The following is a 23,785-nucleotide window of genomic DNA, read 5'->3' as shown; positions in this document are numbered from 1 at the left end:
AGGATCGAGTGCGTGTCGATCCGCATCAACCCCAGCATCCTCGCCGCCGACTTCGCGAACTTCCAGCGGGAGCTGCAGCGCATCGCGACGGCCGATAGCGCCCACGTCGACATCATGGACGCCCACTTCGTGCCCAACCTGACCTTCGGACTGCCGATGGTGGAGCGGCTCGCCGAGGTGAGCCCCGTGCCGCTCGACGTCCACCTGATGATCGACGACCCCGACCGGTGGGCGGCCGACTACGCCTCCGCCGGCGGCGACTCGGTCACCTTCCACGTCGAGGCCGCGGCCGACGCCGTCGCCGTCGCACGCTCCATCCGCGCGAAGGGCGCACGGGCGGGCGCCGCGCTGAAGCCCGGCACCCCTCTCGAGCCGTGGATCCCGCTGCTCGACGAGATCGACATGCTGCTCGTGATGACCGTCGAACCGGGCTTCGGCGGTCAGGAGTTCATGCCGTCCACGATGGACAAGCTGCGCGCCGCCGCGGAGCTCGCCGCCGAGCGGGGCGGGTCGCTGCACCTGCAGGTCGACGGCGGCATCACCCTCGCGACCATCCGCACGGCCGCGGAGAACGGGGCCGACACGTTCGTCGCGGGCTCGAGCGTGTTCCGCAGCGACGACCCGGCCGAGGCGATCGCCTCGCTGCGAAAGACGGCCGAGAAGGCGGCGCGCGCTCTCTGACCAGGGCACGCCGCGTTCCAGCGGCGCGGTACCGATACCCTTGATCCTCGTGAAGACCTTCGACGAACTGTTCGCCGAGCTCGCTGACAAGGCGAAGCGGCGGCCCGCGGGCTCGTCGACCGTCGCCGAGCTCGACGGCGGCGTGCACACCATCGGCAAGAAGATCGTCGAAGAGGCCGCCGAGGTGTGGATGGCCGCCGAGCACGAATCCGACGAGCGATTCGCCGAAGAGGCCTCCCAGCTGCTCTACCACGTGCAGGTCATGCTGCTCGCGCGCGGCCTGACACCCGCCGACGTCTACCGACATCTCTGAGCACGCGCGGCCGGCCCGCCGCGCCGACCGGGTGCCGATGGAGAAGACGTGGGAGAGGGAAAGAAAGATGTTGAAGATCGCGGTGCCCAACAAGGGCACGCTCAGTGAGAACGCCGTCGCGATGCTGCGCGAGGCGGGCTACGCCGTGCGGCGCGACCAGAAGGAACTGATCGTGTCGGATCCGCGCAACGAGGTGGAGTTCTTCTACCTCCGCCCGCGGGACATCGCCACCTACGTCGGGTCGGGTGCGCTCGACGTCGGCATCACCGGTCGCGATCTGCTGCTCGACTCCCGATCGGCCGCCGGCGAGATCGAGGCACTCGATTTCGGAGCCTCGACCTTCCGCTTCGCGGGACCCATCGGGGCCTTCACCGGCCTCGCGGATCTCGCCGGAAAGCGCATCGCCACGAGCTACACCGGCCTCGTCGGCGACTTCCTCACCCGCGAAGGAGTCGCGGCCGACCTGATCCACCTCGACGGCGCCGTCGAGTCGGCGGTGCGCCTCGGCGTGGCCGACGCAGTCGCCGACGTGGTCGAGACCGGATCGACGCTGCGCAAGCAGGGGCTCGAGATCTTCGGGCCCGTCATCCTGAAGTCCACCGCCGTGCTCGCGGCGACCGACGCCGCGACGCCCGGCATCGACACGCTGCTGCGTCGACTCCAAGGCGTCATGGTCGCCCACCAGTACGTGCTGATGGACTACGACCTGCCCGCCGACCTCATCGACGCCGCCGCGGCCATCACCCCCGGCTTCGAGTCGCCGACGGTCTCCCCGCTGCGCGGCGGGGACTGGGTCGCGGTGCGCGTCATGGTTCCCCGCGACGACACCAATCTGCTCATGGACCGGCTCTACGAGCTCGGCGCGCGGGCCATCCTGGTGAGCCCCATCCACGCGGCGAGGATCTAGGCGGCCCGCATGTCACTCGCGGTCCGCGTCATCCCGTGCCTCGACGTCGCTGCGGGGCGCGTCGTCAAAGGCGTCAACTTCCGGAACCTGCGCGACGCGGGCGACCCCGTCGAGCTCTCGCGCCGCTACTACGAGCAGGGCGCCGACGAGCTGACCTTCCTCGACGTCACCGCGACAACCGAGGAGCGCGCCACGATGTACGACGTCGTGCGTCGCACCGCCGAGCAGGTCTTCATCCCGCTCACCGTCGGTGGCGGGGTCCGTTCGGCCGCCGACGTCGGACGGCTGCTCGAGAGCGGCGCCGACAAGATCGGCGTCAACAGTGCCGCCATCGCCCGCCCCGGCCTGATCGACGAGATCGCCGACCGGTTCGGCGCCCAGGTCGTCGTCCTCTCGCTCGACATCACCCGCAGCGACGACACCCCGTCGGGATTCGTCGTCACCACGCACGGCGGGCGGCGCCTCACCGACCTCGACGCCCTCGAGTGGGCGGCTGAGGCGACCCGCCGCGGCGCGGGGGAGCTGCTCGTCAACTCGATCGATGCCGACGGCACCAAGGCCGGGTTCGACCTCGAACTCATCCGCGCGATGCGCGAAATCAGCACGGCCCCCGTCATCGCCTCCGGCGGCGCGGGGTCCGTGGAGCACTTCCCGCCCGCCGTCGAGGCCGGCGCCGACGCCGTGCTCGCCGCGTCGGTCTTCCACTCCGGTCAGCTGACGATCGACGACGTGAAGCGGGAACTGTCAGAGCAGGGAGTGGTGGTCAGGTCATGACGATGTCGCCCGAGGAGATGTCTACCGACGAGATCGAGCGCGCCGTCGCCTCCGCGACGTACGGCGACGATGGCCTGCTGCCCGCGATCATCCAGGAGGAGAGCACGCGCGACGTGCTCATGCTCGGGTACATGGACGCCGAGGCGGTGCGCCGCACCCTCTCGGAGGGGCGGGTGACCTTCTGGTCGCGCAGCCGCCAGGAGTACTGGCGCAAGGGCGACACGTCCGGCCACTACCAGCACGTGCGGGCCGCGGCCTTCGACTGCGACTCCGACGCGCTGCTCGTGACCGTGCACCAGACCGGACCCGCGTGCCACACCGGCGCGCACGCCTGCTTCGACGTGCATCCGCTCGCGCCCGTGCTCGGCGAGCCCGGCGCCGACGCTGAAGGGGCGGGCGATGACTGACACCACCCGGGAGCAGTTCGAGACCCTCCTCGAGGACCACCGCGTCGTCCCCGTCGTCCGCGAGCTGTTCGCGGGCGAGGAGACGCCCGTCGGCATCTTCCGCAAGCTCGCCCTCCGCGCGAACGGCGAGGCCCGCCCCGGCACCTTCCTGCTCGAGTCGGCCGAGCAGGGCGGCATCTGGTCGCGCTGGTCGTTCATCGGCGTCGCCTCCTTCGGCGTGCTCACCCAGCAGGGGGATCAGGTGGTCTGGCAGGACTACGGCCTTCCGGCCGAGCGCGTCGTCGGCGACACCGCCGTCGCGCCCCTCGACGCGCTCGCCGGCATCGTCGAACGCTGGAAGACCCCGCGGATCGAGGGGATGCCGCCGCTCACCGGAGGCCTCGTCGGGTTCGTCGGCTGGGAGGCGATCCGGCAGATCGAACGGCTTCCCGACGCCCCTCCCGCGGATTTCGACATCCCGGGCCAGGCCCTCACCTTCGTCTCTGAGCTCGTCGCAGTCGACCACCGGACCGGCACGGTGCTCCTCGTCGCCACCGCTCTCGCCGACGGCGAGGACGGCGCCGACGCACTGTGGGCCGACGCGCAGACGCGCCTCGACTCCCTGCAGCGGCGGCTCGCTCAGCCGATGGAGGCCGACCTGTCGGTCGCCGATCTGACCCTCGCCGCCGAACCGCGTCTGCGGACCCCGCGCGGCGACTTCCTCGCCGCGGTCGACCGGGCGAAGGAGTACATCCGCGACGGCGACATCTTCCAGGTCGTCGTCTCGCAGCGCTTCGAACTCGACCTCGTCGCCGCCCCGCTCGACGTCTACCGTGTGCTCCGCTCGCTCAACCCGAGCCCGTACATGTACCTGCTCGCCTTCGAGAAGCCCGACGGCGGCGCGTACTCGATCGTCGGCTCGTCGCCCGAGGCGCTCGTCAAGATCTCGGCCGGGCGCGTGTTCACCCACCCCATCGCCGGGTCGAAACCGCGCGGGGCGACCCCCGACGAGGACGCCGCCAACGCCGACACGCTGCTCGCCGACCCGAAGGAGCGCGCCGAGCACCTGATGCTCGTCGACCTGGCTCGCAACGACGTCGCCAAGGTGTGCCGCGCCGGATCGGTCGAGGTCACCGAGTTCATGCGGATCGAGCGCTTCAGCCACATCATGCACCTCGTCTCCTCCGTCGAAGGCGAGCTCCGGCCCGACCGCAACGCCGTCGACGTGTTCCGCGCCACCTTCCCGGCGGGCACCCTCTCCGGCGCTCCCAAGCCCCGGGCGCTCGAGATCATCGACGAGCTCGAGCCCGCCCAGCGCGGCGTCTACGGGGGAGTGGTGGGCTACTTCGACTTCGCGGGCGACGCCGACCTCGCCATCGCGATCAGGACAGCGCTCCTCGACGGCGGCATCGCCCGGGTCCAGGCCGGAGGCGGCCTCGTCGCCGACTCCGACCCCGCATCCGAGTACCTCGAGTCGCAGAACAAGGCCGCCGCGCCGCTGCGCGCCGTCGCGGTCGCGAACGCCCTCAGGAGGGTGAACTGAACGCTCGCGGCCGCCGCCTGAAGTCGACCTCGCTGGCCGGGATTGTCGTCCTCGCCGGCGTGCTCCTGATCGCCGGCAACCTGACCTGGTTCACCGCTCACGTCGACGGCGTCGCGATCGAGGTGCAGGGCCAGAGCGCCGTGCCGCCGCTCAGCGGGCTGGCGCTCGCGAGCGTCGCCCTCGCCGGCGCGCTGAGCCTCGCCCGCACCGTCCTGCGGATCGTGCTCGCCGTCCTGCAGGTCGTGCTCGGCGCCGTCTCGGCGGCCGCCGTGCTGCCCGCCCTCACCGACCCGGCGGGTGCCTCGGCGTCGGTCGTGACCGAGGCGACGGGTATCGACGGCGACCGGTCGGTGCGCGCCGTCATCGACTCGGTGGACATCACGGCCTGGCCGACGCTCGCGCTCATCGTCGCAGCCCTCGGCGCCGTCCTCGGACTCGTCGTCCTCGTCACCGCGCGCCGCTGGCCGACCCCGGGACGCCGCTACGCGAACGCACCCGCCGACGCGGGAGCCGACCAGGCCGCCCCGACCGCGAGCCCGACGGCCGAGGACGAGTGGGACGCGCTCTCCCGCGGCGATGATCCCACGAGACCGAACGGATAAGATCCTCCTATGACCAACGACCACTCAGAGCCCGGCCACGGAGACTCCCCGGCGGCATGGACCGCCGTCGTCATCAGCCTCCTCGGCTTCGCGCTCGGAACCGTGGCCCTCTTCCTCGACTGGTACCCGGTCGTCTACGTCGCCGCCGGCGTCATCGTGCTCGGCTTCGTCATCGGGTGGATCCTCAGCAAGGCCGGTTACGGCGTCAAGGGTCCCCGGTACGTGCCGAAGGCGCACAACTAGGCCGCCGTGTCCATTCTCAGCGACCTCGTCGACGGGGCGCGCCTCGACGCTGCCGCCCGTCGCGAGCAGACACCGCTTGAAGACCTCGAACGCGCCGCGCTCGACGTCGCCCCCGCCCTCGACGCGGTCGAGGCCCTGCAGCCCTCCGACACGGTGAAGATCATCGCCGAGGTGAAGCGCGCGAGCCCGTCCCGCGGGCACCTCGCCGACATCCCGGACCCCGCCGAGCTCGCGAGCGTCTACGCCTCCTCCGGGGCCAGCGCGATCAGCGTGCTCACCGAAGGCCGACGGTTCGGCGGCAGCCTCGACGACCTCCGCAGCGTGCGCTCGGCAGTGGAGATCCCCGTGCTGCGGAAGGACTTCATCGTCGAGCCCTACCAGGTGCTCGAGGCCCGCGCCGCGGGCGCCGACATCGTGCTGCTCATCGCCGCCGCGCTCGACCAGCAGAGCCTGCACGACCTGCACATGCTCGTCGGCGATCTCGGTATGACCGCGCTCGTCGAGACCCACGACGCCGACGAGGTGTCGCGGGCCCTCGACGTCGGTGCGAGCGTCATCGGCGTCAACGCCCGCGACCTCGGCACCTTCGAGCTCGACCGCGACCTGTTCGGTCGCCTCGCCGAGGGCATCCCCGGCTCGGTGGTGCGCGTCGCCGAGTCCGCCGTGAAGAGCGCGGAGGACGTCGCGCACTACCGCCGCGCCGGCGCCGACGTCGTGCTCGTCGGCGAGGCGCTCGTGACCGGCGACCCCGCCGCCCGCCTCGAGGAGTTCCTTTCCGTATGACCGTCCACCAGCCGCAGCACCTGCAGGAGCCGGGCCCGTACTTCGGCGAGTTCGGCGGACGCTTCGTACCCGAGTCGCTCGTCGCCGCTCTCGACGAGCTGACCGCGGCGTGGGAGCAGGCCAAGGCCGACCCCGACTATCGGGCCGAGCTCGAGGCGCTGCAGCGCGACTACACCGGACGCCCCTCGATCATCACCGAGGTACCCCGGTTCGCCGAGCACGCCGGCGGCGCCCGCATCATCCTGAAGCGTGAGGACCTCAACCACACGGGCTCGCACAAGATCAACAACGTGCTCGGGCAGGCGCTGCTGACCAAGCGCATCGGCAAGACCCGCGTCATCGCCGAGACGGGCGCCGGCCAGCACGGCGTCGCCACCGCGACTGCCGCGGCGCTCTTCGGTCTCGACTGCGTGATCTACATGGGCGAGGTCGACACCGAACGTCAGGCGCTCAACGTGGCGCGGATGCGTCTCCTCGGCGCCGAGGTCATCCCCGTCACCGCCGGATCGCGCACCCTGAAGGACGCGATCAACGAGGCGATGCGCGACTGGGTGACCAACGTCGAGACCACCAACTACCTCTTCGGCACCGTCGCGGGACCCCACCCGTTCCCGGCGATGGTCCGCGACCTGCAGCGCGTCATCGGCGACGAGGCGCGCGAGCAGGTGCTCGCCCTGACCGGTGCGCTGCCGACCGCGGTGGCGGCGTGCGTCGGCGGCGGCAGCAACGCGATGGGCATCTTCACCGCCTTCATCGACGACGCGGAGGTCGGGCTGTACGGTTTCGAGGCCGCGGGCGACGGGGCGGACACGCCCCGCACCGCGGCGACGATCACCAAGGGACGCCCCGGGGTGCTGCACGGTGCACGCAGCTACATGCTGCAGGACGAGGACGGGCAGACCCTCGAGTCGCACTCCATCTCGGCGGGCCTCGACTATCCCGGCGTCGGTCCCGAGCACGCGTGGCTCAACGACATCGGCCGCGCCTCCTACCGTCCGGTCACCGACGCCGACGCCATGGCGGCGCTGCGGCTGCTCTCGCGTACCGAGGGCATCATCCCGGCGATCGAATCGGCGCATGCCCTGGCCGGAGCGCTCGAACTCGGGCGCGAGCTCGGACCCGACTCCGTCATCCTGGTCAGCCTCAGCGGACGCGGCGATAAGGACATGGCGACCGCCGGCGCCTGGTTCGACCTCCTCGACCGTGACGCGGAGCAGGTGTGAGCGACGTGAGCACACCGAACACGAGCGCCGTCGCCGAGGCCATCGCAGCCCGCACAGCTGAAGGAGCCGGGGCGCTGGTCGGTTACCTGCCGGTTGGCTTCCCCGACCTCGCCACGAGCATCGACGCGGCCGTCGCCCTCGTCGAGAACGGCGTCGACGTGCTCGAACTGGGGTTGCCGTACTCCGACCCGGTGATGGACGGACCCGTCATCCAGGCGGCGACGCAGACCGCGCTCGAGAACGGCTTCCGGCTGCGGCACGGCTTCGAGGCCGTGCGCGAGGTGCGCGCCCGGGTCGACGCTCCGGTGCTGCTCATGACGTACTGGAACCCGGTGCTGCAATACGGCGTCGAGCGCTTCGCCGACGACCTCGCCGCCGCCGGGGGAGCGGGGCTCATCACCCCCGACCTCATCCCCGACGAGGGGGAGCGGTGGATCGCCGCCTCCGAGCGGGCAGGACTCGACCGCGTGTTCCTCGCGGCGCCGTCCTCGTCCGACGAGCGTCTGTGGCACACCGCCGAGGTGAGCCGCGGCTTCGTCTACGCGGTCTCGACGATGGGGATCACCGGGGCGCGCGCCGACGTCGATCGCGCCGCCCGCGTCCTCGTCGAGAGGCTCCGCGCGCAAGGGGCGGACAGCGTCTGCGTCGGCCTCGGCATCTCCACCGCCGAGCAGGTCGCCGAGATCCTCGGCTACGCCGATGGCGCGATCGTCGGCTCTGCGCTCGTCAGCGCTCTCGCCCAGGGCGGAGTTTCCGCGGCCGGCGAGGTGGCCGCGCGACTCGCCGAGGGCACGCGACACCGCGGTTGACCGGCGCCCCCGAGCGCGGCACCGCCGCGGCACTGTAGTAGATTCGACCATCGTGACGCCGCTCAGTATTCCGAGTCCGCCCGACGAATGGGCCTCGTTCAGCCTCGGCATCTTCACGATCCACACCTATGCGATCTGCATCCTCATCGGCATCGTGATCGCCGCAGCGCTCACCTCGCGCCGGCTGACCCGCCGCGGAGCAGAGCCGGGCGTCATCATCGACATCGCACTCTGGGCCGTGCCCCTCGGCATCGTCGGCGCTCGCGTCTGGCATGTCGCCACCCACCCGAGCGACTACTTCTTCGTCGCCGGACGCGACCTCTGGAACACCGTCTGGAGCATCATCGCGATCTGGGAGGGCGGCAACGCCATCTTCGGCTCGCTCGTCGGCGGCGCGATCGGCGTCGTCCTCGCGGCGCGGTTCACCGGCTTGCGGTTCTGGACCATCGCCGACGCGCTCGCACCCGGCCTGCTGCTCGCGCAGGCCATCGGACGCCTCGGCAACTGGTTCAACCAGGAGCTGTTCGGCCAGCCCACCGACCTGCCGTGGGGACTCGAGATCGACACCCCCAACCCCGCCATCCCCATCGGACTCGAGGACGGAACGCTGTTCCACCCGACGTTCCTCTACGAGATGATCTGGAACCTCGCGGGCGCCGCGCTGATCCTGCTCGCCGAGCGTCGCTTCCGCCTCCAGTGGGGCAAGGTGCTCGCGCTGTACCTGATCTGGTACGGCGCGGGGCGCATCTGGTTCGAGTCCATCCGACTCGACCCCAGCGAGATCATCCTCGGACTGCGCAGCAACGTGTGGGGCGCGATCCTCGCCGTCGCACTCGGAGTCATCGTCTTCGTCGTGCAGAGCCGCCGCCACCCCGGCATCGAACCGAGTCCGTACCGGCCCGGTCGGGAGTGGGTCAAGGCTGCGGGGACTGTAGACTCCACCTACACAGCCTCGGACTTCGAGCACGGCGATGATGCCGAGAAGACTCCGGACCGCACGCCCGCCACAAGCGGCAGCGACCCCCGGCCGTAGCCTTCCATCGGCGCTTTTCCGCCGTCTTGCGTCGACTCAGCGCATCCCACGGTGCAGATCCACCTTCTGCACGTCAGTACCGATACAGAATTGGTGCGCACGCCGCTCTCCCCACAGGACCGGCGTCCCGTTCCGCACCACACTCCATCGACCCCCTGAGGAGGGCCCGCCGATGAGCAGCGAGACCTCGGACACCCGCGCGACCCGCTCGCCCGTGCCGTCGCCGTTCCAGCGCTTCAGCACCGTGCCGGACGCGGCGGGCATGTACGACCCGACCGCCGAACGCGACGCCTGCGGTCTCGCGATGGTCGCCACCACCCGCGGCACCGCCGGTCACGACATCATCGACACCGCCCTCGGCGCGCTTCGCAACCTCGAGCACCGCGGCGCGGTCGGATCCGACGCGGGCACCGGTGACGGCGCCGGCATCCTCACCCAGATCCCCGACGAGTTCCTGCGCGCCGTCGTCGGCTTCGAACTGCCGCCCGCCGGACAGTACGCGGTCGGGCTCGGCTTCCTGCCCACCGACGACGCGGAACGCGCCGCGCTGAAGGCCGCGGTCGAGAAGGTCGCCGACGAAGAGAACCTCACCGTCCTCGGCTGGCGGGTCGTCCCGCACCGCCCCGACGAGATCGGCAACCTCGCCCGCAGCGCGATGCCCGCCTTCGAGCAGGTCTTCGTCGCGAGCCGGCGCCACGACGCCGACGGCGTGCCTCTGGCGGACCTCGCCCTCGACCGGCAGGTCTACCGCCTCCGCAAGCGGGCCGAGCGCGAGCACGGTGCGTTCTTCTGCTCGCTCTCGAGCCGCACCCTCGTCTACAAGGGCATGGTCACGACGCTCCAGCTCGAGCCGTTCTACCCCGATCTCTCCGACGAGCGCTTCGCGTCGAAGCTCGCCCTCGTCCACTCCCGCTACTCGACCAACACGTTCCCGTCGTGGCCGCTCGCGCAGCCGTTCCGTGTCATCGCCCACAACGGCGAGATCAACACGGTGCAGGGCAACCGCAACTGGATGCGCGCCCGTCAGTCGCAGCTCGAGAGCGAGCTGCTCGGCGACATCCGACCCCTGCTGCCCATCGTCACCCCGGGCGCCAGCGACTCGGCCTCGTTCGACGAGGTCGTCGAGCTGCTGAGCCTCAGCGGCCGGTCGCTGCCGCACTCGATCATGATGATGGTGCCCGAGGCGTGGGAGAACAACTCCGCGATGGACGCCGAGCGGCGCGCCTTCTACGAGTACCACTCGATGCTCATGGAGCCGTGGGACGGCCCGGCCGCCCTCGTCTTCACCGACGGCTCCCTGATCGGCGGCACGCTCGACCGCAACGGCCTGCGCCCCGGACGTTTCGTCGTCACCGACGACGGCCTCGTCGTCGCGGCGAGCGAGATCGGCGTCATCGACGTCGACCCGGCGAAGGTGGTCCGCAAGGGGCGCCTCCGCCCCGGACGCATGTTCATCGTCGACACCGTCGAGGGCCGCCTCATCGAGGACGACGAGATCAAGGCGCAGCTCTCCGGTGCGAAGCCGTACGGCGACTGGCTCGAGCAGAGCCGCATCAACCTGAAGGATCTCCCCGAGCGCGAGCACATCGTGCACACCCCGGCGTCGGTCGTACGTCGGCAGCGCACCTTCGGCTACACCGAGGAGGAGGTGCGCATCCTGCTCGCGCCGATGGCGAAGGCCGGCGCCGAGCCGCTCGGCGCCATGGGCTCCGACACCCCGATCGCGGTGCTGTCCGACCGGCCGCGTCTGCTCTTCGACTACTTCACGCAGCAGTTCGCGCAGGTCACCAACCCGCCGCTCGACTCGATCCGCGAAGAGGTCGTCACCTCGCTCGGCTCCGGGGTCGGTCCCGAGCGGAACCTGCTCGCCGCCGGACCCGAGCACGCCGAGCAGGTCCTGCTCGACTTCCCGGTGATCGACAACGACGAGCTCGCGAAGATCCAGCACATCGATCCGTCGCCCGGCAGCACCGTCACCACGACGATCCGCGGCCTCTACCGGGTGAGCGACGGCCCGCAGGCGCTGAAGCAGCGCCTCGACGCCATGTGCGACGAGGTCGACGAGGCCATCGAGCACGGCGCGCGCTTCATCGTGCTCTCGGACCGCGACTCCAACAGCGAGTTCGCGCCCGTGCCGTCGCTGCTGATGACCGCCGCGATCCACCACCACCTCATCCGCCGCGAGAACCGGATGAAGGTCGGCCTCGTCACCGAGGCGGGCGACGTGCGCGAGGTGCACCACGTGGCGCTGCTCATCGGCTACGGCGCCTCCGCGGTGAACCCGTACCTCGCCATGGAGACCTGCGAGCAGCTGGTCCGCCAGGGCATGATCACCGGCGTCACCCCCGAGAAGGCCGTCGCGAACGTGATCAAGGCGCTCGGCAAGGGCGTGCTCAAGATCATGTCGAAGATGGGCATCTCGACGGTGTCGTCGTACGCCGCGGCGCAGACCTTCGAGGCGGTCGGTCTGGCGCAGGACTTCATCGACCAGTACTTCACCGGCACCGTCACCAAGCTCGGCGGTGTGGGCGTCGACGTCATCGCCGCCGAGAACGCGGCGCGCCACGCCGCCGCCTATCCGGAGGACCCCGCGTCGCTCGCGCACGAGCGGCTGTGGGACGGCGGCGAGTACCAGTGGCGCCGAGACGGGCCGCCCCACCTGTTCAACCCCGACACGGTGTTCCGGCTGCAGCACTCGACGCGCAACCGCCGCTACGACATCTTCCGCGAGTACACCGCGCTGATCGACGAGCAGGCCGAGAAGCTGATGACCCTGCGCGGACTGTTCGCCCTCAAGGCGGGCACCCGCCCCGAGGTCCCGCTCGACGAGGTCGAGCCGATCGAGTCGATCGTGCGACGTTTCAACACGGGCGCGATGAGCTACGGCTCCATCTCCAAGGAGGCGCACGAGACCCTCGCGATCGCGATGAACCAGCTCGGCGGACGCAGCAACACCGGTGAAGGCGGCGAGGATGTCGACCGTCTGCTCGACCCCGAGCGTCGCAGCGCGATCAAGCAGGTCGCCTCCGGCCGTTTCGGCGTGACGAGCATGTACCTGACGCACGCGACGGACATCCAGATCAAGCTCGCCCAGGGCGCGAAGCCCGGCGAGGGCGGTCAACTGCCCCCCGGCAAGGTGTACCCGTGGGTCGCGCGCACCCGTCACGCGACGGCCGGCGTCGGGCTCATCTCGCCGCCCCCGCATCACGACATCTACTCGATCGAAGACCTCAAGCAGCTGATCTTCGACCTGAAGCGCGCGAACCCCGAGGCGCGGGTGCACGTGAAGCTCGTCAGCCAGAACGGCATCGGCGCGGTCGCGGCGGGCGTCGCGAAGGCGAAGGCCGACGTGGTGCTCGTCTCCGGACACGACGGCGGAACAGGTGCCAGCCCGCTCAACTCGCTGAAGCACGCGGGCACCCCGTGGGAGCTCGGTCTCGCCGAGACCCAGCAGACCCTCATGCTGAACGGGCTCCGCGAGCGCGTCGTCGTGCAGGTCGACGGCCAGATGAAGACCGGACGCGACGTCATCGTCGCCGCTCTGCTGGGCGCCGAGGAGTACGGTTTCGCGACCGCGCCGCTCGTCGTCGAGGGCTGCATCCTCATGCGGGTCTGTCACCTCGACACGTGCCCCGTCGGTGTCGCGACGCAGAACCCCGAGCTGCGCAAGCGCTTCACGGGCAAGCCCGAGTTCGTCGTCAACTTCTTCGAGTTCCTCGCGCAGGAGGTGCGCGAGTGGCTGTCGAAGCTCGGCTTCCGGTCGCTCGACGAGATCATCGGACGGAACGACCTGCTCGACATCGACCGCGCCGTCGCCCACTGGAAGGCGGACGGCCTCGACCTGAAGCCGATCCTCGAAGGGCCCGACTTCGCCGCCGACGAGCCGCGGATCGGCCGCGTCGCGCAGGACCACGAACTCGACCAGCACTTCGACGTCCGCCTCATCCGCGACGCCGCCGACGTGCTCGACCACGGCGGATCGGTCGCCATCTCGCTGCCGATCCGCAACACCGAGCGCGCCGTCGGCACCATGCTCGGCCACGAGGTCACCAAGCGATTCGGCGAGAACGGGCTGCCCGACGGCGCGATCGACGTGACGCTCCGCGGATCGGCCGGGCAGTCCTTCGGCGCGTTCGTGCCCGGCGGCATCACCCTCCGGCTCATCGGCGACAGCAACGACTACGTCGGCAAGGGGCTCTCGGGCGGACGCATCGTGCTGCGCCCGGACGAGAACGCCGGCTTCGCCGCCGAAGAGAACGTGATCGCGGGCAACGTGATCGGCTACGGCGCGACGCAGGGCAGCATGTTCCTACGCGGCATCGTGGGGGAGCGGTTCATGGTCCGCAACTCCGGTGCCACGGCCGTCGCCGAGGGTGTCGGAGACCACGCCCTCGAGTACATGACCGGCGGGCTCGTCGTCATCCTCGGCGGCACCGGCCGCAACCTCGGCGCCGGTATGTCGGGCGGCACCGCCTACGTGCACCGCCTCGACTCCAGCGCCGTGAACCGCGAATCCCTCGCCTCCGGCGAACTGGAGCTGCGCGAACTCGATTCGGCCGACCTCGAGATCGTCCGCGACCTGCTCGAGCAGCACCGCGTCGAGACCGGATCGCCCCTCGCAGAGCGCATGCTCGAGGGCTTCGACACCGTCGCCTCCGAGTTCGTGAAGGTCCTGCCGCGCGACTACGCCGCGGTGCTCGAAACCCGGCGCGACGCCGTCGCCGAGGGCCTCGACCCCGACGGCGACGTCGTCTGGAACCGCATCCTGGAGGTGACCGGTGGCTGATCCCAAAGGCTTCCTGAAGGTCCGCAAGCGCGAACTCCCCGCGCGTCGACCCGTTCCCGTCCGCATCCAGGACTGGAAAGAGGTGTACGAGCAGCAGCAGAGCGGCGAGACCCGCCGCCAGGCCGGACGCTGCATGGACTGCGGCATCCCGTTCTGCCACCAGGGCTGCCCCTTGGGCAACCTGATTCCCGAGTGGAACGACCTCATGTGGCGAGGCGAGGGGCGTCAGGCCATCGAGCGTCTGCACGCGACCAACAACTTCCCCGAGTTCACCGGTCGCCTCTGCCCGGCCCCGTGCGAGTCGAGCTGCGTGCTCGGCATCAACCAGCCGGCCGTCACCATCAAGCAGGTCGAGGTGTCGATCATCGACCAGGCGTTCTCGAACGGCTGGGTCGAGCCGCACCCGCCGCAGCGCCTCACCGGCAAGACCGTCGCCGTCGTCGGATCCGGCCCGGCCGGGCTCGCCGCGGCGCAGCAGCTCACCCGCGCCGGTCACACGGTCGCCGTCTACGAGCGCGACGACCGCATCGGCGGCCTCCTGCGCTACGGGATCCCCGAGTTCAAGATGGAGAAGAAGCACATCGACGCCCGCATCAGCCAGATGATGGCCGAGGGCACGCGCTTCCGCGCCGGGGTGAACATCGGCGTCGACATCAGCTGGGACGACCTCCGCGCCCGCTACGACGCCGTCGTGATCGCGACCGGTGCGATGGTGCCGCGCGACCTGCCGATCCCGGGACGCGACCTGAACGGCGTGCACTTCGCCATGGAGTACCTCGTGCAGGCCAACCGGGCCGTCGCCGGCGACCAGGTGCCCGACCAGATCGACGCCGAGGACAAGCACGTCGTCGTCCTCGGCGGCGGCGACACCGGAGCCGACTGCCTCGGCACCGCGCACCGCCAGAAGGCGGCGTCGGTCACCACCCTCGCCATCGGCAAGCAGCCGCCGCACGAGCGTCCCGAGGCGCAGCCGTGGCCGACCTTCCCGACCCTGTTCGAGGTCGCCAGCGCCCACGAGGAGGGCGGCGCGCGCGAATACCTGGCCTCCACCGTCGAGTTCCTCTCCGACGGCGAGGGCAATGTGCGCGCCCTGCGCGTCGCCGAGACCGAGTACCTCGACGGTCGTCGCGTGCCCAAGGCGGGCACCGAGCGGGAGATCCCCGCCGATCTCGTGCTGCTCTCGCTCGGCTTCACCGGCCCCGAAAGCCACGAGCTGACCGAGCAGTTGCGAGTTCCGTTCGACCAGCGCGGTAACGTTGAGCGCGGTGGCGACTACCAGACCAGTCTCCCCGGCGTGTTCGTGGCCGGAGATGCGGGCCGTGGCCAGTCGCTCATCGTGTGGGCGATCGCCGAAGGCCGTGCGGCCGCGGCGTCGGTCGACGCTTATCTCGAAGGCGAGACGGAACTGCCGTTCCCCGTTCGGCCCACCGACCGGGCCATCGCGGTCTGACGCTCCCGAACGACCTGAAACTCCGGAGGAAGAACCCCCAAATGAGACGTGCCAAGATCGTCGCGACCCTCGGGCCGGCCACGTCAAGTTACGACCAGATCCGCGCCATCATCGATGCGGGCGTCGACGTCGCGCGGCTCAACCTGAGCCACGGCAGCTACGACGTCCACGAGGGCGTCTACGCGAACGTGCGTCAAGCGGCCGAGGACAGCGGACGCGCCGTCGGCATCCTCGTCGACCTGCAGGGTCCGAAGATCCGCCTCGGCAAGTTCGCCGACGGCCCCCACGACCTCGCGCAGGGCGACATCTTCAAGATCACCACCGAGGACATCCTCGGCACCAAGGAGATCGTGGGCACCACCTTCAAGGGGCTGCCCCAGGACGTCGCCCCCGGCGACTTCCTGCTGATCGACGACGGCAAGGTGCGCGTCAAGGTCCTCGAGACCGACGGCACCGTCGTCACCACCGAAGTGATCGTCGCCGGGCCGGTGTCGAACAACAAGGGCATCAACCTGCCGGGCGTCGCCGTCAACGTGCCCGCTCTGTCCGAGAAGGACGAGGCCGACCTCCGCTGGGGACTCGGCATCGGCGCCGACATGATCGCGCTGTCGTTCGTGCGCAACGCCGAGGACATCGAACGAGTCCACGAGATCATGGACGAAGAGGGACGCCGCGTCCCCGTCATCGCGAAGATCGAGAAGCCGCAGGCCGTCGACGCGCTCGAGGGCATCGTCGAGGCGTTCGACGCGATCATGGTCGCCCGCGGCGACCTCGGCGTCGAGCTGCCGCTCGAGGCAGTGCCGATCGTGCAGAAGCGCGCCGTCGAACTGTCGCGCCGCATGGCGAAGCCCGTCATCGTGGCGACCCAGATGCTCGAGTCCATGATCCACAGCCCCGTCCCGACCCGCGCAGAGACCTCCGACGTCGCCAACGCGGTGCTCGACGGCGCCGACGCGGTCATGCTCTCCGGCGAGACGAGCGTGGGGGAGTACCCCGTCGTGACCGTGCAGACGATGGCGCGCATCGTCGCGTCCACCGAGGAGCACGGGCTCGAGCGCATCCCGCCGCTCGGCACGAAGCCGCGCACTCAGGGCGGTGCGATGACCCTCGCCGCCGCCGAGGTCGCCGACTTCGTCGAGGCGAAGTACCTGTGCGTGTTCACCGAGTCGGGCGATTCGGCCCGCCGCATGTCGCGTCTGCGTTCGTCCATCCCGATGAAGGCGTTCACGCCCGAAGAGGCCACCCGTCGCAAGATGTCGGTCATCTGGGGCATCGAGAGCTTCGTCGTCGACCGGGTGACGCACACCGATCAGATGGTGCAGCAGGTCGACGACATCCTCCTCGGCAAGGGTCTCGCGGAGATCGGCGACAAGGTCGTCATCATCTCCGGATCCCCTCCCGGAATCCCCGGCTCCACGAACGACGTCCGCGTGCACCGCATCGGCGACGCCGTCAACGGAGTCGCCCCCGCCTGGGCCTAGATCCGATATTGCGGGCACAAACGCACGTTCCGGCGCACACCTGTGCCCGGAACGTGCGTTTTCGCGTATAGGCCGCGCCGGGCCAACGCGCACTGGGCCCATCGCGCACCTTGCGCGGAGGATTCGGCGGGAACCTCCGCCGGAACGTGCGCGTGACCGTGCCGGCCCAGCGCCTCGAGCCCGCCCACGAGGAAGGGCCGCCCATCAGGACGGCCCTTCTCTTCACGTACCGGTGGTGGGACTCGAACCCAGTCCTGCGGCCTTGACGGCCGCAGGCGGGCAGCGTCTTCTCGATCCACCGCCATCACAGAAGAAGAGGCGCCACCCTCCGGGCGGCGCCTCTTCTTTACGTACCGGTGGTGGGACTCGAACCCACATGCCCTCTCGGACAAAGCATTTTGAGTGCTCCGCGTCTGCCATTCCGCCACACCGGCATGGGCGACCGTTGCCCGTCGCCGCGGTCAGAATACCGTAGGCTTGCGGGGTGTCTGAGCAAGCCGAAACTCCCGTTGCGCCGCGTCGCGTCGTCGTCGCAGAAGATGAGTCGCTGATCCGCCTCGACATCGTCGAGATCCTCCGCGACAACGGGTTCGAGGTCGTCGGCGAGGCCGGAGACGGCGAGACCGCGGTCGCACTCGCCACCGAGCTGCGTCCCGACCTCGTCATCATGGACATCAAGATGCCGCAGCTCGACGGTATCTCCGCCGCCGAACGGCTCAGCAAGAACCACATCGCCCCCGTCGTGCTCCTCACCGCGTTCAGCCAGAAGGAGCTCGTCGAGCGGGCCAGCGAGGCCGGCGCCCTCGCCTACGTCGTCAAGCCGTTCACGCCCAACGACCTGCTCCCCGCGATCGAGATCGCGCTGAGCCGCTACCAGCAGATCGTCACCCTCGAGGCCGAGGTCGCCGACATGGTCGAGCGCTTCGAGACCCGCAAGCTCGTCGACCGCGCCAAGGGCCTCCTCAACGAGAAGATGGGGCTCAGCGAGCCCGACGCGTTCCGCTGGATCCAGAAGGCCTCCATGGATCGTCGCCTCACCATGCGCGACGTCGCCCAGGCCATCATCGAGCAGCTGTCCGCCGCCAAGAAGTGATTCTGCGCGACGCGTGAGCTTCGCCATGACCAGGGCGAGGAGCCGCGCACGCGTGCGCGGTGTATCGAGACCGTGCGCTCCGCGTCCCCGCGTCACCGTGAGAACGCACGTTCCGGGCGTCTGCGCCCGCCGAAACGTGCGTCTGTGCCCGCATCCCTCGCCGCAAGCGTGCGCCGTGGGGCCCAATCGGATCCTGGGAGTGCGTTGCGGCGCGGGAGCCCGGCGGAACGTGCGCGCTCGCCCGGAACGCCCTACCGGTCGCGGAGCATGTTGGTCATGCGGATCGTCGAGAGGCGGCGGCCCTCGTCGTCGCGGACCACGATCTCGTGCGTCGCCAGAGTGCGGCCGAGCACCAGCGCGTCGCAGGTCGCCGTCACCCAGCCCTCGGTGATGGAGCGCGAATGGGTCGCGTTGATCTCGATGCCCACCGCGTATCGGCCGGGACCCGCGTGGATCGCCGACGACACCGATCCGAGCGACTCGCCGAGCACGACGTGCGCGCCGCCGTGCAGCAGTCCGATCACCTGCGTGTTGCCCTCGACGGGCATCCGGGCGACGGAGTGCGACGCCGACAGCTCAACGAATTCGATGCCCATCTTCCGCGCGAGCGCGCCGCCCTCGGTCTCGAGCAGCCGCTCCCGGAGTTCGGGGTGGAGATCGTCGGGCACCTTCGTCATCGGAGTCCTTTCGCGCGGCCCCGGCAGCCTCGCAGAACCCGTGTCGGTGCTCGCGGCTAGGCTGGCAGGGTGTCAGAGAGCGACAAGCCTACCCTCCTCGTAATCGACGGCCACTCGCTCGCGTTCCGGGCGTTCTACGCCCTTCCGGTCGACAGTTTCCAGACCTCCGACGGCCAGCACACGAACGCCATCCACGGCTTCCTGTCGATGCTGCTGCTGCTGCTCCAGCGCGAGAAGCCCACCCACATCGCCGTCGCGTTCGACATCTCGCGGCACTCGTTCCGCACCCGTGAGTACCCCGAGTACAAGGGCACCCGCAGCGAGACGCCCAACGAGTTCGTCGGCCAGGTGCCGCTGCTGCAGGACGCGCTCACGGCGATGAACATCGTCACTCTCACCAAAGAGGACTTCGAGGCCGACGACATCCTCGCCACCCTCGCCCGGCAGGGTCGCGAACAAGGCTTCAACGTCCTCGTCTGCTCGGGCGACCGCGACACCATCCAGCTCGTCGGCGACGACGTCACCCTGCTCTACCCGTCGGGACGACAGGGCGGCGTGTCCGACCTCAAGCGGTACGACACCGCCGCCGTGCGCGAGCGGTACGGCATCGAGCCCGCCCAATACCCCGACGTCGCGGCTCTCGTCGGCGAGTCGAGCGACAACCTGATCGGCATCGACAAGGTCGGCGAGAAGACCGCCGTGAAGTGGCTCGGCCTCTACGGCAGCCTCGCCGGCATCCTCGAGCACGCCGATGAGATCAAGGGCGTCGTCGGCAACAACCTCCGCGAGCAGCGCGAACGCGCCGAGCGCAACCGGCGCCTCAACCGGCTCATCGACGACGTTGAGCTCGAGGTCGGGCCGAAGGACCTCGAGCGCAAGCCGATCGACGAGCGCGCCGTGCGCGACCTCTTCGCGCGGCTCGAGTTCCGCACCCTGCTGGAACGGGTCATGAAGCTCGAGGGCGGCGGTGATCAGTCCTCCGCGTCGACCGTCGAGGGCGCGATCGAGCAGGAGCCGAGCACCGCGCCTCCCGCACCCGCGCCGCAGACAGAGCTCCTCGACGAGGAGCTCGCCGCGTGGCTCGACCGTCAGCACGCCGCCAACCCCGACGGTCTCGGGCTCACGGTCGAGACGACGGGCGGTCAGCTCACCGGCATCGGCATCGCCGGGCAGGATGAGTCGGTGCTGCTCAACTGGATCCCCGGCCGCGCCGACTACGCACCGGTCGAACGGTGGCTCGCGAGCGACCGACCGAAGGTGCTGCACGACGCCAAGGCGCAGCTGAAGGTGCTCCGCGGCGCCGGGCTCGAGCTCGACGGCATCGCGTTCGACACTCTCGTCGCAGCATGGCTGCTCCGTCCGAGCGGCGTCGACAAGACGCTCGCCGACGTCGTCCAGCGCTACCTCGGCGAAGTGCTGCCGCAAGCCGACCCCAACCAGCTGGTCCCCGAGAACGACGCCGACACCGGGCCCGCGACGACCGCCTGGTTCACCCTTCGGGCGGTGCACGGCCTCCGCGAGGTGCTCGACGACCGCGACCTGCGAGTGCTGCGCGACATCGAGATCCCCACCCTGCGGGTGCTCGCGAGCATGGAGCTCGACGGCGTCGCCATCGACGCCGAGCTGCTGAAGGGCCTCAGCGCCGACCTCTCCACCCGCATCGACGCCCTGGCCTCCGAGGCGTTCGAGGTGCTCGGGCACGAACTCAATCTCGGCTCGCCGAAGCAGCTGCAGCAGGTGCTCTTCGACGAGCTCGGCATGCCGAAGACGCGGGCGACGAAGACCGGCTACTCCACCGACGCCGACTCGCTCGCCGACCTCATGGACAAGAATCCGCACCCGTTCCTCGACCTGCTGCTGCAGCACCGCGACGCGAGCAAGCTGCGCCAGATCATCGAGACCCTCGAGCGCGGCATCGGCTCCGACGGGCGCATCCACACCACCTACGTGCAGACGGGCACCACGACCGGGCGCATCTCGTCGAACGACCCGAACCTGCAGAACATCCCCATCCGTGCCGACGAGGGTCGCCGTATGCGCGCCGCCTTCGTGCACGGGCCGAAGTTCCAGACGCTGCTCACCGCCGACTATTCGCAGATCGAGATGCGGATCATGGCGCACCTCTCGGGCGACGCGGGCCTCATCGAGGCGTTCCACGGCGGCGAGGACCTGCATCGCTTCGTCGGCTCCCGTGTCTTCGGGGTCGACCCATCCGACGTCACTCCGGGCATGCGCACCAAGGTCAAGGCCATGTCCTACGGGCTCGCGTACGGCCTCAGCGCGTTCGGGCTCTCGAAGCAGCTGCGCATCGACACCAGCGAGGCGCGACAGCTGATGACCGACTACTTCGACCGCTTCGGCGCGGTCCGCGACTACCTGCGCAACGTCGTGGAGCAGGCTCGGGCCGACGGATACACGGAAACGATCCATGGGCGTCGTCGTCCGTTCCCCGACCTCAACAGCCCCAATCGCGTGCTTCGGGACAATGCCGAACGTGCCGCGCTGAACGCGCCGATCCAGGGCTCCGCCGCCGACATCATGAAGCTCGCGATGATCGCGATCGACGCCGACATGCGTGCCCGCGAACTCGAGTCCCGGATGCTCCTCCAAGTGCACGACGAACTGGTCTTCGAGGTCGCCGACGGCGAGGGCGACGCGGTGGAGGAGATCGTGACGGCCCGCATGGGTGACGCGGCCGAGCTGCGCGTCCCGCTCGAGGTGCAGGTCGGGCACGGCGCCAACTGGGATGACGCTGCGCACTGAGACGGCGCGCACTGAAAAGGGGAGCACAGTGACCGGACCGACCAGAACGCCTCTCACCGAGCTGCTCGGCGAATCGTCGATCCGTCTCGGACTGAGCGCGACCGACCGTTTCGACGCGGTCGCCCAGTGCGGAGAGGCCCTCGTCGCATCGGGTGCGGTGGACGAGGCCTACGTCGAGTCGATGCTCGAACGCGAACGCGCGGTGACCACCTTCATCGGAGAGGGCGTCGCGATTCCCCACGGCACCTCGAGCGGCAAGGACTCCGTGAAGCGGTCGGCGATGGTCGTCCTCGGCTTCCCCGACGGGGTCGACTGGGGCGACGGCGAGCGCGCGACGGTCTGCATCGGCATCGCGGCACCCGCCGGCGGCCACGTGGGTCTCGTGGCGCGGCTCGCCGAGATCTTGCTCGACCCCGATCTCGCCGAGCGCCTCCGCACCGCACGCGAACCCGAGCAGATCACCGCCCTCTTCGCCGCCTGAGCGCACCGCCGCATCGCCAGACGCCGGGCATAGGCTCGACGCGATGAGCGAAGACAGCACCGCGCGGCCGGCCCGCGACACACCGATCGACCGCATCGCCGACGAGTGGATCGACACCGTCGTCGAACTCTCGCCCGAGTTCTCCGTCTGGCTGGGCCGATCGGGCGGTGAGGGACGCTACGGCGACCTGTCGCCGTCCGGCCACGACGCCCGTGCCGACGCCGCCCGTCGCACACGGGCGCAGTTGCAGGCCGCCGAGCCCGTCGACGCCGTCGACGAGGTGACAAAGCTCGACCTGCTCCGCGACCTCGACCTGGCGCTCGAGAACCACGACGCCGAGGTGCACCTGCGCGACCTCAACGTCATCGCCTCTCCGGCGCAGGACATCCGCGAGATCTTCGACGTCATGCCGACCGACACGGCGGAGCAGTGGGAGCACATCGCGATGCGCCTCGCCGCGGTCGACGGAGCAGTGGACGGCTACATCGCGACCCTCCGCACCGGCATCGAGCGGGGCGTCGTTCCGGCGATCCGACAGGTCGAGGCGGTCGCCGCTCAAACGCGGGAGAGCGCGGCGAGCGACGGGTTCTTCGCCTCGATGACCAGCGGGGCGAGCGTCGGCGGCGTGCCGGTGAGCGACGCCCTGCGCCGCGACCTCGAAGCCGGATCCATCCTCGCGATGCGCGCGTACGCCCGGCTCACCGAGTTCCTCGAGACCGAGCTCGCGCCGGTGGCGGGCAAGGACGACGCCGTCGGGCGCGACCGCTACGCACTGGCGTCGCGCGGCTTCCTCGGAGCGAGCGTCGACCTCGACGAGACCTACGAATGGGGCCTCGAAGAACTCGCCCGGGACACCGCCGAGCAGGAGGCCATCGCCCGCGAGATCGTCGCCGGCGGGGGAGTGCAAGAGGCGATCGCCTCCCTCGACTCGGACGCCTCGCGGATGCTCGACGGCACCGACGCGCTGAAGGCATGGATGCAGGACCTCAGCGACCGCGCCATCGACGAACTCGGTCGCAGCGAGTTCGACATCCCCGTCGCCGTGCGGGCGCTCGAGTGCCTGATCGCCCCCACCCACACGGGCGGCATCTACTACACGCCGCCCACCGAGGACTTCTCACGGCCGGGGCGGATGTGGTGGTCGGTGCCGACCGACGTCACGAGCTTCGCGACCTGGCGCGAGAAGACGACCGTCTACCACGAGGGCGTCCCGGGTCACCACCTGCAGAACGGCATCGCGATCCACAATCGCGCCGCGCTCAACAGCTGGCGACGCAACAACTTCGTGTCCGGGCACGGTGAGGGGTGGGCCCTCTACGCCGAACGGCTCATGGACGAACTCGGTTACCTGACCGACCCGGCAGACCGCCTCGGGATGCTCGACGCTCAGCGGATGCGGTCGGCGCGCGTCGTGCTCGACATCGGAGTGCACCTCCGCAAGCAGCGGCCCGACGGCGCCGGGGTCTGGGACGCCGCCTCCGCGCTCGACTTCATGCGCGCGAACTCGAACACCGACGATTCGACCACGCGCTTCGAAGTCGACCGCTACCTCGGGTGGCCGGGCCAAGCCCCGTCGTACAAGGTCGGTCAGCGCATGTGGGGCCAGATCCGGGCGGAGCGGGCTCGACGTGAGGGCGCCGGATTCGACGCGAAAGCCTTCCACCGCGGGGCGCTGGAGCTCGGGGGAGTGGGCCTCGACACGCTCAGGACGGTTCTGCTCGGCTAGCCGAGCCCCGGACCCCGCGGAACGAGAAGGG

General features: G+C 70.1%; 20 protein-coding genes and 1 tRNA gene. 19 read left to right on the top strand and 2 right to left on the bottom strand.

Features of this window, described 5'->3' with window-relative positions; genetic code table 11:
* Positions 1–12: 12 nt before the first annotated feature.
* From rpe to pyk, 15 genes are all read left to right on the top strand, one after another.
* Positions 13–681 carry a ribulose-phosphate 3-epimerase gene (rpe, locus tag NGH83_RS07720; RefSeq protein WP_251855690.1) on the top strand — a complete coding sequence of 223 codons (669 nt, stop codon included), beginning with the start codon at positions 13–15 and terminating at the stop codon, positions 679–681.
* A gap of 49 nt (positions 682–730) precedes the next feature.
* Positions 731–994, top strand: coding sequence for a phosphoribosyl-ATP diphosphatase (locus tag NGH83_RS07715; protein ID WP_251855689.1), 264 nt, complete (start codon positions 731–733; stop codon positions 992–994).
* 67 nt (positions 995–1,061) lie between these two features.
* The gene (gene hisG / locus NGH83_RS07710; protein ID WP_251855688.1) at positions 1,062–1,901 is read left to right on the top strand and encodes an ATP phosphoribosyltransferase; all 840 of its coding nucleotides are present in this window, start codon (positions 1,062–1,064) and stop codon (positions 1,899–1,901) included.
* 9 nt (positions 1,902–1,910) lie between these two features.
* The gene (gene hisF / locus NGH83_RS07705) at positions 1,911–2,675 is read left to right on the top strand and encodes an imidazole glycerol phosphate synthase subunit HisF (RefSeq protein WP_251855687.1); all 765 of its coding nucleotides are present in this window, start codon (positions 1,911–1,913) and stop codon (positions 2,673–2,675) included.
* Between the two features lie 17 nt (positions 2,676–2,692).
* Complete coding sequence (gene hisI / locus NGH83_RS07700) at positions 2,693–3,082, top strand: phosphoribosyl-AMP cyclohydrolase (protein WP_251858481.1); 390 nt, start codon at positions 2,693–2,695, stop codon at positions 3,080–3,082.
* The gene (locus tag NGH83_RS07695; RefSeq protein ID WP_251855686.1) at positions 3,075–4,604 is read left to right on the top strand and encodes an anthranilate synthase component I; all 1,530 of its coding nucleotides are present in this window, start codon (positions 3,075–3,077) and stop codon (positions 4,602–4,604) included. Before hisI ends, NGH83_RS07695 begins: the two co-directional genes overlap by 8 nt.
* Positions 4,520–5,206, top strand: coding sequence for a Trp biosynthesis-associated membrane protein (locus NGH83_RS07690; protein ID WP_256470133.1), 687 nt, complete (start codon positions 4,520–4,522; stop codon positions 5,204–5,206). Before NGH83_RS07695 ends, NGH83_RS07690 begins: the two co-directional genes overlap by 85 nt.
* A 9-nt stretch (positions 5,207–5,215) precedes the next feature.
* Positions 5,216–5,449, top strand: a complete 234-nt coding sequence (locus tag NGH83_RS07685; protein ID WP_251855684.1) for an HGxxPAAW family protein — start codon at positions 5,216–5,218, stop codon at positions 5,447–5,449.
* Between the two features lie 12 nt (positions 5,450–5,461).
* Entirely contained in the window at positions 5,462–6,232 is a 771-nt protein-coding gene (gene trpC, locus NGH83_RS07680; RefSeq protein ID WP_251858480.1) for an indole-3-glycerol phosphate synthase TrpC, read from the top strand.
* A complete protein-coding gene (gene trpB / locus NGH83_RS07675) occupies positions 6,229–7,455 on the top strand; it encodes a tryptophan synthase subunit beta (RefSeq protein ID WP_251855683.1) in 1,227 nt (408 codons plus the stop codon). Before trpC ends, trpB begins: the two co-directional genes overlap by 4 nt.
* Positions 7,456–7,460: 5 nt before the next feature.
* Positions 7,461–8,264 carry a tryptophan synthase subunit alpha gene (gene trpA, locus NGH83_RS07670; RefSeq protein WP_251855682.1) on the top strand — a complete coding sequence of 268 codons (804 nt, stop codon included), beginning with the start codon at positions 7,461–7,463 and terminating at the stop codon, positions 8,262–8,264.
* A 49-nt stretch (positions 8,265–8,313) separates the two neighbouring features.
* Positions 8,314–9,297 (top strand): prolipoprotein diacylglyceryl transferase, encoded by a 984-nt coding sequence (lgt, locus tag NGH83_RS07665; RefSeq protein ID WP_371872795.1) that lies wholly within the window; start codon positions 8,314–8,316, stop codon positions 9,295–9,297.
* 262 nt (positions 9,298–9,559) lie between these two features.
* Complete coding sequence (gene gltB / locus NGH83_RS07660) at positions 9,560–14,083, top strand: glutamate synthase large subunit (protein ID WP_251858479.1); 4,524 nt, start codon at positions 9,560–9,562, stop codon at positions 14,081–14,083.
* Entirely contained in the window at positions 14,076–15,533 is a 1,458-nt protein-coding gene (locus tag NGH83_RS07655) for a glutamate synthase subunit beta (protein ID WP_251855680.1), read from the top strand. The genes gltB and NGH83_RS07655 overlap by 8 nt, the downstream gene beginning before the upstream one ends.
* A 41-nt stretch (positions 15,534–15,574) precedes the next feature.
* On the top strand, positions 15,575–17,014 hold the full coding sequence (pyk, locus tag NGH83_RS07650) for a pyruvate kinase (RefSeq protein ID WP_251855679.1): 1,440 nt from the start codon (positions 15,575–15,577) through the stop codon (positions 17,012–17,014).
* A 351-nt stretch (positions 17,015–17,365) separates the two neighbouring features.
* Here pyk and NGH83_RS07645 read toward each other — a convergent pair.
* Positions 17,366–17,448 (bottom strand) — tRNA-Leu (locus NGH83_RS07645).
* Between the two features lie 50 nt (positions 17,449–17,498).
* Between NGH83_RS07645 and NGH83_RS07640 the strand changes: the two genes are divergently transcribed.
* Positions 17,499–18,107 (top strand): ANTAR domain-containing response regulator, encoded by a 609-nt coding sequence (locus tag NGH83_RS07640; RefSeq protein ID WP_251855678.1) that lies wholly within the window; start codon positions 17,499–17,501, stop codon positions 18,105–18,107.
* 251 nt (positions 18,108–18,358) lie between these two features.
* On the opposite strand, the gene NGH83_RS07635 is transcribed toward NGH83_RS07640, so the two are convergent.
* Complete coding sequence (locus tag NGH83_RS07635; protein ID WP_251855677.1) at positions 18,359–18,784, bottom strand: PaaI family thioesterase; 426 nt, start codon at positions 18,782–18,784, stop codon at positions 18,359–18,361.
* A 69-nt stretch (positions 18,785–18,853) separates the two neighbouring features.
* On the opposite strand from NGH83_RS07635, the gene polA reads away from it, so the two are divergent.
* Genes polA through NGH83_RS07620 form a run of 3 tightly spaced genes read left to right on the top strand, consistent with a single transcriptional unit; the run spans position 18,854 to position 23,754 of the window.
* Positions 18,854–21,547 carry a DNA polymerase I gene (polA, locus tag NGH83_RS07630; protein ID WP_251855676.1) on the top strand — a complete coding sequence of 898 codons (2,694 nt, stop codon included), beginning with the start codon at positions 18,854–18,856 and terminating at the stop codon, positions 21,545–21,547.
* A gap of 28 nt (positions 21,548–21,575) precedes the next feature.
* A complete protein-coding gene (locus tag NGH83_RS07625; protein WP_251855675.1) occupies positions 21,576–22,028 on the top strand; it encodes a PTS sugar transporter subunit IIA in 453 nt (150 codons plus the stop codon).
* Positions 22,029–22,071: 43 nt separating this feature from the next.
* On the top strand, positions 22,072–23,754 hold the full coding sequence (locus tag NGH83_RS07620) for a DUF885 domain-containing protein (RefSeq protein ID WP_251855674.1): 1,683 nt from the start codon (positions 22,072–22,074) through the stop codon (positions 23,752–23,754).
* Positions 23,755–23,785: the final 31 nt, after the last annotated feature.

The organism is Herbiconiux sp. L3-i23 (genome assembly GCF_023734115.1).
Lineage (GTDB): Bacteria > Actinomycetota > Actinomycetes > Actinomycetales > Microbacteriaceae > Naasia.
The sequence above is the reverse complement of the archived record's forward strand: the minus strand, read 5'-3'. Positions and strand labels throughout refer to the sequence as shown.